The organism is Ilyomonas limi, assembly GCF_005233845.1.
Classification (GTDB): Bacteria; Bacteroidota; Bacteroidia; order Chitinophagales; family Chitinophagaceae; genus Ilyomonas; species Ilyomonas limi.
This window is the reverse complement of the sequence record NZ_SZQL01000002.1, coordinates 336,280-353,676: the sequence shown is the minus strand read 5'-3', so window position 1 is coordinate 353,676 and position 17,397 is coordinate 336,280. Positions and strand designations below refer to the sequence as shown.

The window sequence follows — 17,397 nt, the reverse complement described above, 5'->3', positions numbered from 1 at the left end:
GGTTAGATGGTGTGTGAAGTGCAACAGCGTTTGTAAGCATCATTTTTGAAAATAGGGCTGTATTCAGAATTCCACAGCCTCGCCGTCGCATTTGCAACAGGTTGTTCTTTACTCTTTTATCTGCACCCCGAGATACAGATATTCACGCTGAAATTGCTTGCCACACTCCTTACATTTCAAGTTCTGTGTCCCTGTCTTTTTGATGCATGCTTTACTACCTTTATGAACAGGCAGTAAGGACAATATGCCGCTTTGTCTTGCTTCACAACTTACAAAGCTACTTTGTTCTACTGCCCTTTTATTACTTTCATCATACATTCTATAGCACTACCATTTCAATTAGGTTACCCTATAAAGGCTACAAGCCTCAAGCCACAAGCAAAAAGCCTAAGACTTAAACTAAGCGTATATACTGCTACTTAATTGAAGTTGGTATAATACTCTCTGTTTTTCAGACAGGTAAATAATATAGGTATGACTGTTATTCCCCTTTTCCTTGTTTTTGCATTTTTTTATTCAATTATATGAAAGCAAAAAAGAAGAAAGCAAAAATCTCTGCTCTTAGCATCGCGGAATGAAGTAAAACTTACCTTTTTTATTGATTTGATAAGGTAATTTGAGGCTGAAGCGATAAATAAAGTTCTTTATTTCTTTATATTCACGAACCTCTTAGAAGTTCTAAAAGTTATATTATGAAATTACTTTTTTCTTTGTGCGTTTGTCTATTATCAGGTGTTCTATATTCACAATCCACCATTTCACCTAAAACAAATTATTATCTGATAGCTCATAGGGGTGGAATAGTTGATAGTACCAATACTGAGAATAGTTTGCCTGCACTAAAGGCAGCCATAAGTAAAGGGTACAGTATGGTAGAAGTTGATTTAAGAATAACAAAGGATAGCATTTTAATCGTTCAGCATGATCCAACCTTTAAGCGTTATTATGGAGTAGATAGATCTCCCGCTTCAATGACATGGGATGAAATTAGTAAACTTAGGAGTTCTGTAGGAGGAAGCTCAGTACTTAAGTTTGAAGAAGTTTTGGAGAATTGTAAGAAGGGTGGAATTCAAGTTATGATAGATAATAAAATAAATGGCAATGATACAGCCACATTCCATAGAGTTATCAAACTTTTGAAGAAATATGATTTGCAAAAAGGGGCTTTAATGATAGGAACGGAAGAATCTGTGCCTTTCTTCACAGGAAAAATAAAATTAAACTGTAACAGAAAAGAACTGGAGGTAAATAAAACCAAACCAAACTATTCCCCCGATAATTATTATCTCTTTGTCCGACCAAAATATTTAACAGCGGCAGATGTTAAATGGGCAAAGAAAGAGGGCGTATTAGTAGTTGGGATAATTAACAGTTTTCTATATGCTCATTCACTAACTCCGTCTGAGGACATTAATAAGGATATTCAGAAAATGATGAAAGAGGGAATAACCTGGTTTCAGTTGGATTCAGAATTTGATGCTCCATTTTTTTGATTACTAATCCAAACGTAAATTGGATATAGCCTGTCAATTTCAAAGAAAGTTTCATAGTGAATAGGAAGATTTCGTTTCAAGGTTTGGTTAAGATAAAAGATAAAATGAGAAGTTAAATCGAAATATTACAATGATACGGCATGTTTTCGTTATCTTGTTTGCAACAAGTCCATGTAGTTTGTAAGTTAAAAATTCTGAATTTCGTGGGTTATTAAAAGGAGTTTGAACAAATCTAAAGATTTAGCTGAGCTAAGCAACTGAGCCGTTTTTTAGAAACAACTTAAGCAAGTTGCCATCAATGGTGCAGAAAAATTTAAGATGCCGTGTATACTATTAGGGAAGAATTTTATGAAGCTTTAGAAGCTACAGCCAAACAAATGCAACTGGAAGAAGGTTAACCTGGTTTTGATCAATTGATTCTCATTCCGATAACCTAAAACATAAACCGATGGCTATTGCGTTTGTCGGCGTTAAAAATCTTCTCCATTGCCAAAAATTTGCTCGCTGTATTAACCAGGCAGCTGTTAGCTATAAACCTGTATTTGCCCGTTCTTATTCAATTAAACATATTTTTGAAATAATAAGGAGTTACTTTACAATACCGATTGCTGTTGATTATGATGGCCACAAACGATCAGATACTATGGAATCTTTTGCGCAAAGGCAGCGTTACTGCTTTTGAAGACCTCTTCAACAGGTATTGGGAAGCCTTATTTCAAACTGCCTATAAATTGATCAAAAACCGGGAGGATGCCGAAGAAATTGTATCTGATTTTTTCATTCACTTATGGTCTGTAAGAAATGAATTGCCTGAAGTGCAGCAGGTAAATGCATATCTGACAAAGGCTGTAAGGAATCGTGCTTGGAATTGTTTGGCAAAACAAAAACCCATCATAGTTGCACTCACCAATAACGAAGAAAATATAAACAGTTATTCAAATCCTTATGAAAAGCTAAACACCAAAGAACAGGAAAGAATGATACAATCGCATGTTAACCAACTACCGGAAAAAATGCGCATAGTATATTGTCTCCATACTTTTCAGGATTTGAGTATTAATCAAATTGCTGAACAAACCCGTAACTCGCCTCAAACTGTCCGCAACCAACTCAATACTGCTTACAAAAAGATGAAAACGCTTTTGTTAAAAGGTAGTTTCACGCTGATTGTACTGCTTCTGGAAAAAATTATGTAAGCCGGATAGTTATTTCTCTTCTATTTCCTGTCTATATAGCAAAATATACTTTTTGCACAACAAGAACCGAATACTGCAACTGTTAGAAAAGCAAAACAGCACCGGGCTCAGCGCAGCAGAAGAAGCAGAACTGGATGAACTTACTGCATCAGGAGATGAATATTTATTTTCATCAGACGAAGAGAAAGAAGCGATCAGGCAAGTCATTCATCATAAAGTGTTTGCTGCCATTGATATCAGTAGCAGTCCCATAAGGCGCATCCGGTTTAGTCGCAAGATGTATGGTTATGTAGCTGCTGCTTGTATATTGGCAGTAGTGGGAATTTTATATTGGGCAAATGCAACGCGGCAGCCGGGAGAAGTGCAAATAGCTGCTGCCAATGCGGTACTGAAAAGCGTATTGCCCGATGGAAGTACCATTTGGCTGAACAAACAATCGGCTGTACGTTACCACGAAGATTTCGCTGAACATCGCAATATAGAAATAACAAAAGGAGAAGTTTTTTTTGAAGTTAAAAAAGATGCTGTACATCCGTTTGTAGTACATGCTGCTGCAATTAACACCACTGTAAAAGGTACTTCTTTTTCTGTGAAAATGCTGCCCCGTTCGGGCGATGTAAAAGTGTCTGTTGTTACCGGCAGGGTAGCGGTAAGTAAAGCAAAAGATACGCTCAGTGTATTGCTGCCACATCAGCGGTTGAAGTACCATGCAGGGAGCAAACAATTCAATCGGGATTCTGTTTCTGTAGCCGAAGCCAACGGGTGGATAGATGGCGATATTGTTTTGGAAAAAGCTTCCATTGCCGAACTGGCAGATTGGCTGCAAACGGCTTATAATATTTCAGTTATCAATCAAACGGCAGGGAACACAAGGTATTACTATGTACACCTTAGCAGTACGACAAGCCTGGATGATGCGATCTCTATACTCAACTTGCTGGTGCAGCAGGAGCATGCCCGCTTTCAGCTACAAGGCAATACCATCATCCTCAAACCGCTGTAAAAACCAGCATATTTATTTGCTTTACGAGTATGCCTCTTCCTTTTAAAAAGAGGGTGTACCCATATTATTTTAAAACCAATAAAACATGAAAACAAAACAAGCTGCACGTCAGTGTATCCTTAAAAAGAATGTGCCCGGCACCGTTTTGCGGCCGGTACTTTTATCCCTTTTCTGGATGCTGGCTATGATGCAATTACACGCACAAAGTTCAGAGCAGTCAAACCTGCTAAAGACTGTCATCAGCATTGATGCTGACAGGCTGCCGCTTCAAAAGATCCTTTCAGAAATTTCCACCAACAGTGGCGTAAAGCTGGCATATGATGTAAATGAGGTGAGTAAATATATTGTTACGCTGCACGATAAAAGGCAGTTCACCATTGAAGATGTGCTGAATAAAGCCTTACAAAACACCGGGCTTACTTACCAGGCATATGCCAATACAATTGTTATTTTTAATAAGGCAGCAAAAGGTACTTCCGCTGCTGTTGGTGCAAACAATCACCTGGTTCAGTACGCTACTTATAAAGAGGTGCAGCAAAAAATAACCGGTAAAGTAGTAGACGAAAATGGACCTGTACAAAATGCAAGCGTGTTTATTAAAGGCACTTCTACCGGCACCATTACCGATGCAAAAGGCAACTTTGAACTGGAAGCAGATGCGGGCGAAGTAACGATTGTTGTTTCTATTGTTGGCTATAAAAGCAGGGAAGTAAAACTGACTGCCGGTGGTAATAATGTAATTCAGTTGGAACATGAAGATAATCAACTGGAGAAAGTGGTAGTGGTAGGTTATGGCACCCAAAGCCGTGCAAAAGTTACCGGTGCAGTAGCCGATGTAAAACTGGATAAGATAACCTCCCGTTCGGTGAGCGGAATTGGTGATGTTTTACAGGGAAAAGCACCGGGCGTTATCGTTCAAAATGAAGGTGGCGATCCTACTTCTCAGCCGCGTGTGTACATACGTGGTTTGGGTGGCATCAATGGCGAATCGGCATTGTATGTGGTGGATGGTGTTATTTACTCCGGCACGCCGGTTATTAATCCCAACGAGATAGAATCTATTGATGTATTAAAAGATGCATCGGCGGCTATTTATGGTGCACGCGCTTCGGGCGGTGTAATTTTAATCACCACTAAAAAAGGAAAAGCAGGCGCTGCCACTGTAACGCTGGATGCCAAACTGGGATCGCAAACGCCCTGGCGAAAACTGCATTCTTTAAATGCTAAAGAATATGCCGATGTGATGAACCTGGCTGCTGATAATGCAGGTGTAGCAAGGCTTCCGGCATTTGACGCAAGCGTGTATCCTGATGGACAAATTACCCGTACCGATTGGATAAATGAGGTTTTCAGAACAGGACCTGTCAACGATTATAATGTAAACATTACTGGTGGTAACGATAAGTCGAAATATTTTACCTCTTTTGGTTATCGCAAGGCAGATGGTATTTTATTAAACACTTATACCGAGCGGTACAATTTCCGGTTCAATTCCGATCATCAGTTAAAACCCTGGCTGAAGTTTGGTGAGAACATGCAATATGCTTATACCAACGGCAACGGTGCTAATACCAGCAGTGCCTATACTGGCGCGCTGTTGGCTTCCCTGTTTTATCCGCCCAGCATAGCGCCCTATACGGCGGATGGTTCCTTCTCTGGTTTGCCGGTTGAATATGCCGGTAATTACGGAGATGTGATTAACCCGGTAGCTTACCTGAAAAGACTGGATTCTAAAACGCCGGTAAACACATTATTGTTGAACCCATACGTTGATATCAAGATTATGGATGGATTGAATTTCCATTCCAATTTCTCCATTACCAAGTCTTTCTCTTCTAACAAGAGTTTTAGCACCAAAGTGCCCGAAATAGGAAAGATTTTCGACTATAACCAGTTGTCGCAAACGGCTTCCGATTTCACCGATCTCTTAGCTGAACAAACGGTGAATTACAACAAAAAGTTTGGCTTGCATACCATCAATGCAGTAGCTGGTTACACCTATCAAAACACCAAAAGCGATTATGTATATGTGTTTGCACAGGGTTTTGATGATGAGAGTGAAGCGTATCGTTATTTTCAAAATGCTACACAAATATTTCAGCCCAGCAGCGGTCATTCCGAAAGCGCTTTAATCTCTTACCTGGCGCGTGTTAACTACGATTATGCGGGCAAATATTTATTATCCGTTTTAGGAAGGCGCGATGGCTCTTCTTTGGTGGCCGAAAAGAATAAATTTGAGAATTATGGTTCTGCTTCTGCAGGCTGGGTAATAAGCCGCGAAAACTTTATGGCTGGTACTAAAAACTGGCTAAGCAATTTGAAGATTCGCGGCAGCTACGGTGTATTGGGCAATCTGGGAAGTTTGCCGGTAAATGCAGTCAATCAGCCATTAGCTGCAACTGCTTCTTACTTTGGTGCGGTACCAACTGTTTACTATGGATATGCTGAAAATACCTTATCAAACCCCGATTTAAAATGGGCAACATCAAAGCAGGCAAATGTTGGCCTGGATGCTGGCTTTATGGGTAATCGCCTTTCTTTAACGGCTGATTATTTTGTAAAAACTACCGGGGATATGATTTTGCAAATTGCTGTTCCCAGTACCGCAGGTGTTACCAACGGCAAGTGGATTAACGCCGGTGAAGCAAGGGATAAGGGCATTGAGCTGGGTATTAATTATAGTAACGGACCGCAAGCTGCATTCCAGTACAGCATAGGCGCTACCTTTACGAAGGTGAGCAATACCTTATTATCGCTGAATGACAGCGCTACCAACATCTCCACTTCCGGCATTAATATCAGAAGCACATTAACGCCGGTAATTATTCAAACCGGCCAAACCTTGTATGCTTACAACGTAGTGCAAACTGCCGGTATCTTTAAAACGGAAGCAGAAGTAAACAGTTATGTAAATAAGGATGGTGGGCTAATACAGCCCAATGCAAAACCCGGCGATCTGAAATTTGTGGATGCCAATGGTGATGGGGTGATCAACGACAATGATCGCGTGGTGAAAGGAAGTGCTTATCCAAAGTTCAGTTATGGTTTTAGCTTTAATGCAGCTTATAAAGGATTTGATTTAAATGTCTTTTTGCAAGGGGTGCAGGGCAATAAACTCTTTAATGGGTTAAAGTATTTAGGCTTGCAATCAAGCGTTAGCGGACAAAACTATAACATGCTGGAAGATATTAAAAATGCATGGTCGCCATCCAATCCAAATGCAGATATTCCGAGGGTTTCTCTAAGCGATCCTAATGGCAACTTCAGCACTACTTCCGACTGGTTTATTGAAGATGGTTCTTATATGAGAGTAAAAAACCTTACGCTGGGATATACGTTGCCCGCCACTCTTACAGAGCGTCTTCATCTTAATACGTTAAGAGTATATGCTACTGCCAACAACCTGTTTACGTTTACCAATTACTCCGGTTTCGATCCTGAAGTAGGGATGGATAATTATGGCATTGACATAGGTCGCTACCCGCAGGCAAGAACAATTTTGTTTGGTTTAAATGTTAACTTCTAAAATTCAGAACCATTATGAAAAAGATACTATTTTCCATAAACACCTTTTTAGTTGCTGCATTGTTCATTAGCAGTTGCACCAAAAAGCTGGATATTTTACCCGAAGGTTCACCTACCACCACCAACTTTTGGAAAACCGCTACTGATGCTCAAAAAGGCGTGAATGCGATGTATGAACAGTTTGATGGCGAAGAGTTTTATGGTCGCGGTTTTATGTGGTATATCAATGCCAGCGACGATATGGTTACCGGCAGGTCCAACGCAAAGGCAGAATCGGTAAAAAACTTTGACCTGGCTACTTCCGGCGTTTCTTATCTCACCGACCAATGGAAAATGCGTTATGTGGTGATCAAAAGAGCAAATGATGTGATAAGAAATCTACCCAACATTGAGATGGACGAAAGCACCAGGAGCCGGCTGATCGGGGAAGCTTATTTTTTAAGAGCGCTGATGTATTTTCAGTTAACTTACAACTATGCCAATGATAAAGCTGGTGTGCCCATTGTAACAGAAGCCGATTTTGAAAACAGCAGTGCCATTCCTCGTGCAGCAAGTGCCAGTGAAAATTACGCCATGATAGAGTCTGATTTTAAAACGGCCTCTGCTTTATTGCCTTATTTTGATACGTACAGTCCCGATTATTATGGTCATACGCATAAAGATGCGGCACTGGCTTATTTGAGTAAAGTGTATCTGTACGAGAAAAAATATGCGGAAGCCGAAGCGTATGCCGATTCTGTGATCAACAGTGGCAAACATGCTTTGCTTACCAACTTTGCCGATGTATTTACCGTAGAAAACAACTGGAGCACAGAATACATCTGGAGTGCTTACAGCACGGCTGCGGGTACCGGCGGCTGGGGCAGCATTTTGCCTGGTGTAATGCTTGAAAACAAAGGCTGGGGCTTGTATAACGGCTGGGGATATTACACACCTACCAAAGAATTGTATGATGCTTATGAGAGTGGTGATGCACGCAGGGAAGCAACCATTTTAAAACCGGGTGATACCTTTGAATTTTTCGGAAGCACCATGACGTACAGTTCTGTAAACAGTACCAGCGGCTACCAGTTCCGTAAATACATGGACCCGTTCAGGCACAGCGATCCGGTGAGTACTTACATTAGTCCAAACGGAGATCATCCTACTACTGCATTAAACCCGCCCTTATTGCGTTATGCTGAAATAATATTGATTAAAGCTGAAGCGATGCTGATGCAAGGCAAGAATGCCGATGAATACATTAATATGATCCGTAACAGAGCCGGGTTGCCTTCTGTAACAAATGCTGATATGGCGGAGTTGAAGAAGCAAAGGCGCTCCGAATTTGCAGGCGAGTGGGCAGACCGTCATCGCGACCTGGTGCGCTGGGGCGATGCGCAAGCGGCGTATGCACAACCGCTTCATGGTTATGATGGCAGCGTCATTTGGCCTGCCAGAACATTCAATCCGGATGTAAACAATGTATGGCCGGTGCCACAAACAGAGATTGAAAGCAGCGGCGGCGTTATTAAACAAAATGCAGGCTGGTAAGTATCAATATCATAAGCATCCCGTGCATGAATGCCGGGATGCTTTTTTATGTTGCTGTATTATACCATTTTCCCCTGTAGGTTGCATGATATGCTCATAGAAGCTAACTGCTTGTAGCGTGCAGCTTGTATGAAGTAACCTGCCGGAAATTAGTATTATTTCTATCCACACAACCGTTCTATTTAACTATAATTGTACATGCGTTATATCTTTTTTCTTCTTTTTTCAGGTGTTGTTTCAGCAGCTTTTTCACAGCCGGTAAAATATACCGTAAGTAATGCGCACTCTCATAATGATTATGAACAAAAAGTGCCGTTTTGGACAGCTTACAATGAAGGCTTTGGCTCTATAGAAGCCGATATTTTTTTAGATAATGATAGCTTGTATATCGCACACAATACTGAGGAACTGAAGGTGCACAGAACCTTACGGCAGTATTATATAGAGCCCTTGATAAATGTAATAAAACAAAATAATGGCTATGTATATAAAGACAGCTCAAAACATTTACAATTGTTAATTGATCTCAAGACAGATTCTGTTCAAACATTGAATGTATTGATCGTCTTATTAAAGCAATATCCAACACTTATTAATAATCATTCTATACAATTTGTGATTACCGGCAACCGCCCGGATCAATCCCAATTTACTGCTTATCCTGCTTTTATATGGTTTGATGGTGAGTTGTATAAAGATTATTCAAAAGAAGCACTGACAAGAATTGTAATGCTAAGTGATGATTTAAGTAATTACTCGCACTGGAACGGCAAGGGCAACCCGCCCGAAAAAGAATGGACTGCGCTTACCAAAGCGGTAAACAAAGCACACAGCTTAGGCAAAAAAGTTCGCTTTTGGGATGCGCCCGATTTTACCAATGCGTGGTACCAGTTTATGCATTTGGGTGTGGATTATATCAACACCGATCATATTGTGGCGCTGGCTACTTTTTTAAACAATTTACCTAAAACTACTTATACCTCAACCAGCAATACGTACGCAACTTATCAGCCCACTTATAAAACAGATGGCATAGATAAACCGGTTAAAAATCTAATTCTATTGATAGCTGATGGTACCAGCTACGCACAATTATATACCGGCTACACGGCTAATAAAGGCACGCTGAACATTTTTAATATGCGGAACATCGGTATATCCAAAACAAGTTCTTATGATAACTTCATTACAGACTCTGGTCCTGGTTCAACAGCCATTGCTTCGGGCGCTAAAACCAACAACCGTTTTGTAGGTGCCGATCATACTGGTGCACCACTGACGTTACTGCCTGCTGTGCTGGCAAAAAGAAATATTAAAACAGGATTGGTAACCTGTGGTGATATTGCCGATGCAACACCTGCCGATTTTTATGCGCACCAAAGCGAGCGCGATGATGCAACTGCAGTGCTGAAAGACCTGGAAAATGCGTCCATTGACATCTTGATGGGGTCGGGCAATGAAAGTCTTGAAAATGTAGACATCCTAAAAGCATCAGATAAAGCGGTGATTACAGAAAGTGTAATAGCACAGCTACAAAAGAAATACAGCATTGTATCTGCCATTGATAGCGTAAAAGAAACGGCTGATAAAAAGTGGATAGTGATAGATAAAAAGGCGGGATTATCTGAATTAAAAGGACGGGGCGACTGGCTGCAAAAAGCTTTTGCTAAAACGGTACAAATTTTATCTAAAAATAAAGCCGGCTTTTTCCTGATGACGGAAGGTGCGCAGGTGGATTATGGCGGACATGCCAATAACATTGCCTATGTAGCGACGGAGTTAATGGATTTTGATAAAACAGTGGGCGCGGCATTGCGATTTGCAGATACAGACGGGCAAACTTTGGTGATTGTAACAGCAGACCATGAGACAGGTGGCTTGACATTGCTGGATGGAGATTACTCGAAAGGATATATAAGCGGGCAATTTGCTTCCAACGATCATACTGCTTTACCAGTGCCTGTTTTTGCTTATGGACCGCAGTCTTTCCGCTTCAGAGGCGTGTATGAAAATACGGCATTGTTCAGTAAAATTTTAGAGGCTTATGGTATAGCGAAATAATAAATGGCTGTACACTTTTAATGTTGTGTTGGATGATTGCTTACGTCTTTTGTTGTGTATTTAGGAGTATGTTATTGTTTATAACCCAAGACTTCAGCCTTGGGTAGAACGGAGGTGAGCGTTTACGGGCTTTAGCCCAAGTGGGTGCTTTGGCCAAAGCCCGTTATCCTTTTCTATTGTAATCCCAAGGCTGAAGCCCTGGGTTATATTGCAGCAGTTAATAGAGCCATACAATACACTTCCTCAGCATACAATTTTTTAATAAGAAAAGAAGTATTTATGTCAAATTTTAGTATTCACTTTTATTAAAATGAAGTCTTATTTTCCTGTCAATATTATAAACTATTTACTCTTCGTATCAGCTTGCATAATGCCTCGCTTGTTATTTGCGCAGCAGGAAGAAGTATTGCATTATGTAAATCCTTTTATCGGCACTGCAAAAAGTGATGTTTATACAAGATGGGGTAATGAAGGCGGCACTTATCCGGGCGCAGTAGCACCGTGGGGATATATTCAATTAACACCCGAGACCCGCAACAGCGGCTATGATTATAAAGACAGCAGTATCCGCTTCTTTAGCTGTTTGCAACATCGTAGCGGCTTCCCCGGCGGCTCTGGCGGAAGATTGCATATTATGCCCGTTGCCGGTAAATACGACAGCGATTATAAGCGCCCAGTTTTACATACGAATGAGTATGCTGAACCGGGTTATTACAGCGTAACATTGGAAGATGATAAAACAAAAATAGAAGCAACCACTACCACACATGCAGGACTGTTTAAAATTACTTTTCCGCCGCATGTAATGCCAGCTATTTGGGTTGGCGATGCTGGGGATATGTCCATACTTTCCCCCAATAATGTAACAGGAAGAAGATTTAATACACTCCTGCATTTTGATAAAGCTATTAGCGATACGCAAAAGGTGGCAGATGGTTATATTCTACATTTTTCTCCTGCTGCCATAGGCAATACCATCATCACCATTCAGCTTAGTGCTTCTGCTATAAGCATTGAAAGTTCGCAACAAAATATAGATGCGGAGCTTGCCGATAAATCATTTAATGAAGTAAAGGAAAATACAGGGCAATCATGGAACAAACTATTATCTGTTATTCGTATCACTGATACTTCAAAAGAAAATAAAGAGATCTTCTACACTGCCCTATATCATTCGCTTTTACTGCCATGGATCACCTCTGATGTGAATGGTAAATACAGAGGTGCCGACGGGCAGATACATACTGCAAAAGGAAAGCATGCATATGGCGGCTTTTCTCCCTGGGATACCTTCCGTTCGCTGCATCCCCTGTTGTCGTTATTGTACCCCGACAGGCAATCAGACATGATCTTGTCAATGCTTGATATTTATAAGCAGAAAGGGTATCTTCCCATTGAATCCATGACCGGCAACCACAGCATTCCCATTCTGGTGGATAGTTATTTAAAAGGTATCAGACCGGTGGATAGTGTATTGTTGTATAGGGCAATGAAAAAGAGTATTGTGGATGGTCCTTACCTGCAACCGGATATGTCTTTGTACCAGCAAGGCTTTATTCCCTATCCGCATACAGAATCGGTAACAAGAACTGTTGAATATACGTATGATGACTGGGCGTTGGCACAATATGCAAAAGCAATAATGCACGATGATAGCTTGTATGCAATACTTACAAACAGAAGCCGCAACTATCGTTATTTATTTAATGCAGACGAGCTTAGCCTCTTGCCACGCAAGGGAGATGCGCTGTATCATGGAACTGCCAATGCTGGTTATAAAGAAGGTGATCAATGGGTTTATACCCTCTTTATACCACACTATCAGCGTGACCTGATTAACCTGCTTGGCGGTGATGACAACTTTATTCAAATGATAGATAAAGCGTTTGAGAATAACAGGCTGGTGTTTGATAACGAAACGATGTTTCATGTACCTTATTTGTTCAACAGTACGGCTTATCCTTACAAAACGCAGCAATGGGTACATGCTATTGAACAGCGTTTTGCTGCAACGCCGGGCGGTTTACCAGGCAATGACGATTTGGGTGCAACATCCAGTTGGTTTGTGTGGAGTGCTTTGGGATTGTATCCTGTTTGCCCCGGCAATCCGGTGTATGCCCTGGGAGCACCTTTGTTTAAGGACGTAGAAGTGATATTGCCAAATGGTAAGCATCTGGATATACATGCAAATAACATTTCACCGGATAACTTTTATGTAAAGAGCATTCATCTGAACGGTAAAGCCTACAACGATACATGGCTTACACATGCAACTATCTTGAAAGGCGGTGAATTAACTTTTACAATGGATAGCGTAGCTGATAAAATGCAACGAAAAGGTGCTATACCGGGCGAGCAGGATAGTGATATGCAAACCTATTTATCAGCTATTTCCCTTTCACAAAAAAGCGTAAAACCAAATGAGCCTTTCTGGATAACATTCACCATCAATAATACAGGAGCAGCAGGTACGGCTATTGTAAAGTTGCGTATAAATGATTCCACCTTCTTACAGAAAAATTGCTTTGTTGAGAAACAGGAAAATAAAAGGGATTCGATACTATGCCGCTTGTATGCTTATGGCAATAACAAATTGCAGTTGGCAGACTTATCCCCGCTATTTATACAGGTTACCAAACCTGAACACCAAACAATTGATAACTCATTTATATCAAACGTGCAGGTTTCTCCACTTACGAAAAAAGGTAGTAAAATGTATTACCGCTATACTGTAAAAAATATGGATGGAGAAGCTCATCAGTTTGTTATACCAGTGAAGCTAAACGATAAGTTGCTGCGATATGATACAGTGATGTTACACGCCGGTGATTCAGTTGTAATCAATCATCATGCAATAGCAAGAGAAGACGGAGGATATCAATTAACCATAAAAGATGCAGTTGCAAAGGGTAAGGTGTATAGTACTGCCGACAGTGCTATTGTTTTGGATATACCCGGAGAAATAATGGGTAAAGAAATGGTAACAGATGTATCGGGCTTTGAAAATAATGGACACAAAGCTGCATTTGGAAATTATATTGAATTGCCGCATACAGCAAGCCTCGACAGCAATGGAACAGCCTTAACGATGATAGCATGGATCTACGATGCGGGTACCAACAAGCCGTTGGTGGAGCTTATAGCCAAAGGCGACAATCATGTACTGCAATTGGTGAATGGTAAAAGTCTCACGTTCTTTGCCGGAGGCTGGGGCAGAGGTGATTGCACCGTGCAACTACCTGAAGACTGGCAGGGGCGCTGGCACCAGATAGCAGGTGTATGTAACAGCGCCGATTTGCGTGTGTATATTGATGGAAAGCTACAAGGTATCACACCACTCGAAGAAGAAATTAACCTGGATGTAGCAGCAAAATGGACTATCGGCAGCAATGAAGAATTTCCGCTTGACAGAACATTTACCGGGCAAATGCGGGATGTAAAAATTTATATTGCGCCATTATCTGTAGCAGACATACAATCCATTTATCAGAAAGAGAAAGTGTATCCGTAACTGCCTTCAAACAGGAGGACTATAAATTGCCTGTTTATGGGTGTAAACGGGTAAATTATTCAGGAGTATTTAACGAAGAAAAGTAACCTTCACCGCTATTCCTTTTCCCTTTCTCCAATCCTTCCTAATTTCGTTCTCATCAAAAAATAAATACTAATGATAAAGCTGGATGACAATCTGCTAAAAAAATATGCACAGGTAATGGTAAGATATGCATTGAATAATGGAGAAGGAATTAACAAAGGCGACACGGTGTTTCTTGTGGGGCAGGAATGCAGTAAAGACTTGTTTATGGCTATTGCCAAAGCGGTTTATGCAGCAGGTGGCAACCTCCTTACACACTATCAGCCTAATAATATCAGGGAGAACAGCCTTGCACGCTTTCTGTTGGAAAACGGCAGTGATGAGCAGATCAGCTTTTTTGCAAAGCCTTACTGGCAGGGCATTGTAGATGCAACAGATCATATCCTCTTTATTATAGCAGAGCCGGACATACATGTTTTTGAAGGATTACCTTCTTCCAAAATCAGCATGATGAACAGTGCCAGAGCGCCTTACATGCAAATGCGGGAACAAAAAGAGCAGGCAGGAAAACTATCATGGAGCTTGTGTCTCTATGGCACGCCATCTATGGCAGAGGAAGCCGGACTTACCTTGGAGCAATACTGGGAGCAGATTATTGAAGCGTGCTACCTGAGAGAAGACGACCCTGTGGCTAAATGGAAGCAGGTACAGCAGGAGATTGAAGACATCAAGGACAAACTGGATGCATTAGCCATTGAAAAGCTGCACATAAACGGCGAAGATGTGGACCTGTATGTGCAAATAGGGAAAAACCGGAAATGGCTGAGCGGTGGCGGAAAAAACATTCCTTCTTTTGAAATCTTTACCTCTCCTGATTGGCGGGGCACCAATGGCTTTATTCGTTTCAACCAGCCGTTGTATTATTCCGGCAAACGTATCTCCGGTGTATCGCTGCGCTTCGAGAATGGTGTGGTAGTAGCTTCCTCTGCTACGGAGAATGAAGATGCCCTCAAAGAGATGGTTGCGCAGGAAAATGCTGATAAAGTGGGCGAATTTTCGCTAACTGATAAGCGCCATTCCCGCATTACCCATTTTATGGCTACTACGCTTTACGATGAAAACATGGGTGGTGCATTTGGTAATACACATATTGCATTGGGCAATGCCTATAAAGATACTTTTACGGGTGATATGGCAACCATAACAGAAGCGCAATGGGCTGAGATGGGTTATAATTCCTGTCCTAAAGTGCATACGGATATTATCAGCACCAGCAACAGAACAGTAACGGCTACGCTGAGTGATGGTAGTGAAAAAGTGATTTATAAAGATGGGGAGTTTGTGTTGGGAGAGTCGTAATTTATTTTTTAATGAAATGGATGAGCTTAGCTGTTGGTAGTGATTTTTATTAGCTGCTTTGTAGGTTAAAGGAGAGGATGATTGTAGCATTGCAATGCTTGTTTGTCACTTTTTGCCTTGATGCAAAAAGTAACCAAAAAGTTATGAATATATTGATGCTTTTTCAATGGTATTCATGAGAACGCCTCGCTTAGTTATTTCGGATAGTAAATATTTTCAATGGACTCAATGAGCCACTTCGTGGGTTCAAGGACGGCATGATCGCTCCGCGTATCCGTCTGTGCATTCGCACCACTTAGCCTAAGATGGATTTTTATTGTTTAATTATTGTTTTGGCTGGGAGAATATAGAGTAATGTAGAGCTTATAAGTTTGTGCTGCTAAATAAATCAACGATAATAATTATACCATTTTGATGTATTGATGATACAATAAAAAAGTAGCAATAAGCCAAAAGCTTATTGCTACTTTAGTTTTAGCATGTGCTGCGAAAGTGTATTGGATAATGCTTATAACTTTTTCAATAATATACACGCGATGTATTTTGCTCAAAGCTCGTAGCTCAGGGCTCACAGCTTAATGCTTACAGCTCATAGCTCCCCCCTACTTACTTCGTACCGGTAGAATCGGATGCCGGTGCTTGATTGATGAGTTCCATAAACTGGTCAAGCTTTGGCGTAATGATGATTTGGGTACGCCTGTTTTGCATTCTGCCGGCTTCTGTATCGTTGCTGGCAACAGGATTGTATTCGCCTCTGCCACCTGCAGTAAGACGCTTAGGATCTACGCCAAAGTTATTTTGCAACGCCTGTACTACCGAAGATGCTCTCAGTGTACTTAAATCCCAGTTGTTGCGGATGTTAGGTTTTGAAATGGGCACATTATCGGTGTTGCCTTCAATCAGCACTTCAAAATCTTTGTAGTCTTTAATAATCTTGGCAATCTTTGATAATGTTTCGTTTGCTTTATCCGATATTTCGTAGCTGCCGGATTTGTACAGCATATTGTCGGAAAGTGAAATATACACTACGCCTTTAAGTACCTGCACATCTACGTCCTGCATCTCTTCGCGGCTTAATGAACGGGTTAGATTGTTGGTCAATACCATGTTCAAAGAGTCGCTCTTGTTCTTAGAGGCAATCAATTCCTGGATATACTTATTAGAGGCATTGATCTCATCTACCAGTTTGGAGATATTTACATTGCCCTGGCTGGTAGAAGTTAAACACTTGTCTAATGCAGACTGCAGCGATTGAACATGCGCACGTTCTGCCTGCAACTGATCCTGCAATCCCGCAATTTTAACATTGGCAGCGCCCAGGTTGCTTTGGCAATCCTGATTTTCTTTAAAAAGCGCATTGCTTCTGCCTTGCAAGGTGTTGTAATCTGCCTGCAATGATTGAAATTTTTTGTTGCTTACACAGCTTGTGGCAAGTAAAATTACCGCAGCACTAAAAAGCAAGCGAAAGTTGGTTTTCATCATATTATATTATTTTAGTCAAAAGTATTGATTGATAATTACAAATTTATGGCCAAGATTGCAGATGTCTGCATAAAGTCCTTCCTATCAATCGACTTGTAAGTTTGTCTTTAGCAGGTATGCATCGCCTTTTATTACATGTTTAAATAATAAAGGATAAATTTATCCTTTATTATTTAAACATGTACCTTTGCCTTAAAATTTTAATTGTTG

Annotated in this window: 9 protein-coding genes; 8 read left to right on the top strand and 1 reads right to left on the bottom strand. The window is 40.9% G+C overall.

Translation table 11 applies throughout. The annotated features are described in order from the left end of the window. Window positions 1–692 precede the first annotated feature (692 nt). The 8 genes from FC093_RS04915 (at window position 693) to FC093_RS04880 (ending at window position 15,705) form a co-directional block, all read left to right on the top strand. Window positions 693–1,493: a glycerophosphodiester phosphodiesterase family protein gene (locus FC093_RS04915; protein WP_137260618.1), complete on the top strand. Its 801-nt coding sequence runs from the start codon at window positions 693–695 to the stop codon at window positions 1,491–1,493. 617 nt (window positions 1,494–2,110) lie between these two features. Further along, window positions 2,111–2,689: an RNA polymerase sigma factor gene (locus tag FC093_RS04910; protein WP_137260617.1), complete on the top strand. Its 579-nt coding sequence runs from the start codon at window positions 2,111–2,113 to the stop codon at window positions 2,687–2,689. A 52-nt stretch (window positions 2,690–2,741) separates the two neighbouring features. Further along, entirely contained in the window at window positions 2,742–3,692 is a 951-nt protein-coding gene (locus FC093_RS04905; protein ID WP_137260616.1) for a FecR family protein, read from the top strand. A gap of 85 nt (window positions 3,693–3,777) precedes the next feature. After that, the gene (locus tag FC093_RS04900) at window positions 3,778–7,218 is read left to right on the top strand and encodes a TonB-dependent receptor (RefSeq protein WP_206106505.1); all 3,441 of its coding nucleotides are present in this window, start codon (window positions 3,778–3,780) and stop codon (window positions 7,216–7,218) included. Between the two features lie 14 nt (window positions 7,219–7,232). Next, complete coding sequence (locus FC093_RS04895; RefSeq protein WP_137260615.1) at window positions 7,233–8,750, top strand: RagB/SusD family nutrient uptake outer membrane protein; 1,518 nt, start codon at window positions 7,233–7,235, stop codon at window positions 8,748–8,750. A gap of 198 nt (window positions 8,751–8,948) precedes the next feature. Further along, on the top strand, window positions 8,949–10,811 hold the full coding sequence (locus FC093_RS04890; protein ID WP_137260614.1) for an alkaline phosphatase: 1,863 nt from the start codon (window positions 8,949–8,951) through the stop codon (window positions 10,809–10,811). 370 nt (window positions 10,812–11,181) lie between these two features. Beyond that, window positions 11,182–14,322, top strand: coding sequence for a GH92 family glycosyl hydrolase (locus FC093_RS04885; RefSeq protein ID WP_170970995.1), 3,141 nt, complete (start codon window positions 11,182–11,184; stop codon window positions 14,320–14,322). Window positions 14,323–14,478: 156 nt separating this feature from the next. Beyond that, the gene (locus tag FC093_RS04880) at window positions 14,479–15,705 is read left to right on the top strand and encodes an aminopeptidase (protein ID WP_240743193.1); all 1,227 of its coding nucleotides are present in this window, start codon (window positions 14,479–14,481) and stop codon (window positions 15,703–15,705) included. A gap of 606 nt (window positions 15,706–16,311) precedes the next feature. Here FC093_RS04880 and FC093_RS04875 read toward each other — a convergent pair. Beyond that, the gene (locus FC093_RS04875) at window positions 16,312–17,187 is read right to left on the bottom strand and encodes an OmpA/MotB family protein (RefSeq protein ID WP_240743192.1); all 876 of its coding nucleotides are present in this window, start codon (window positions 17,185–17,187) and stop codon (window positions 16,312–16,314) included. Between the last annotated feature and the right edge of the window lie 210 nt (window positions 17,188–17,397).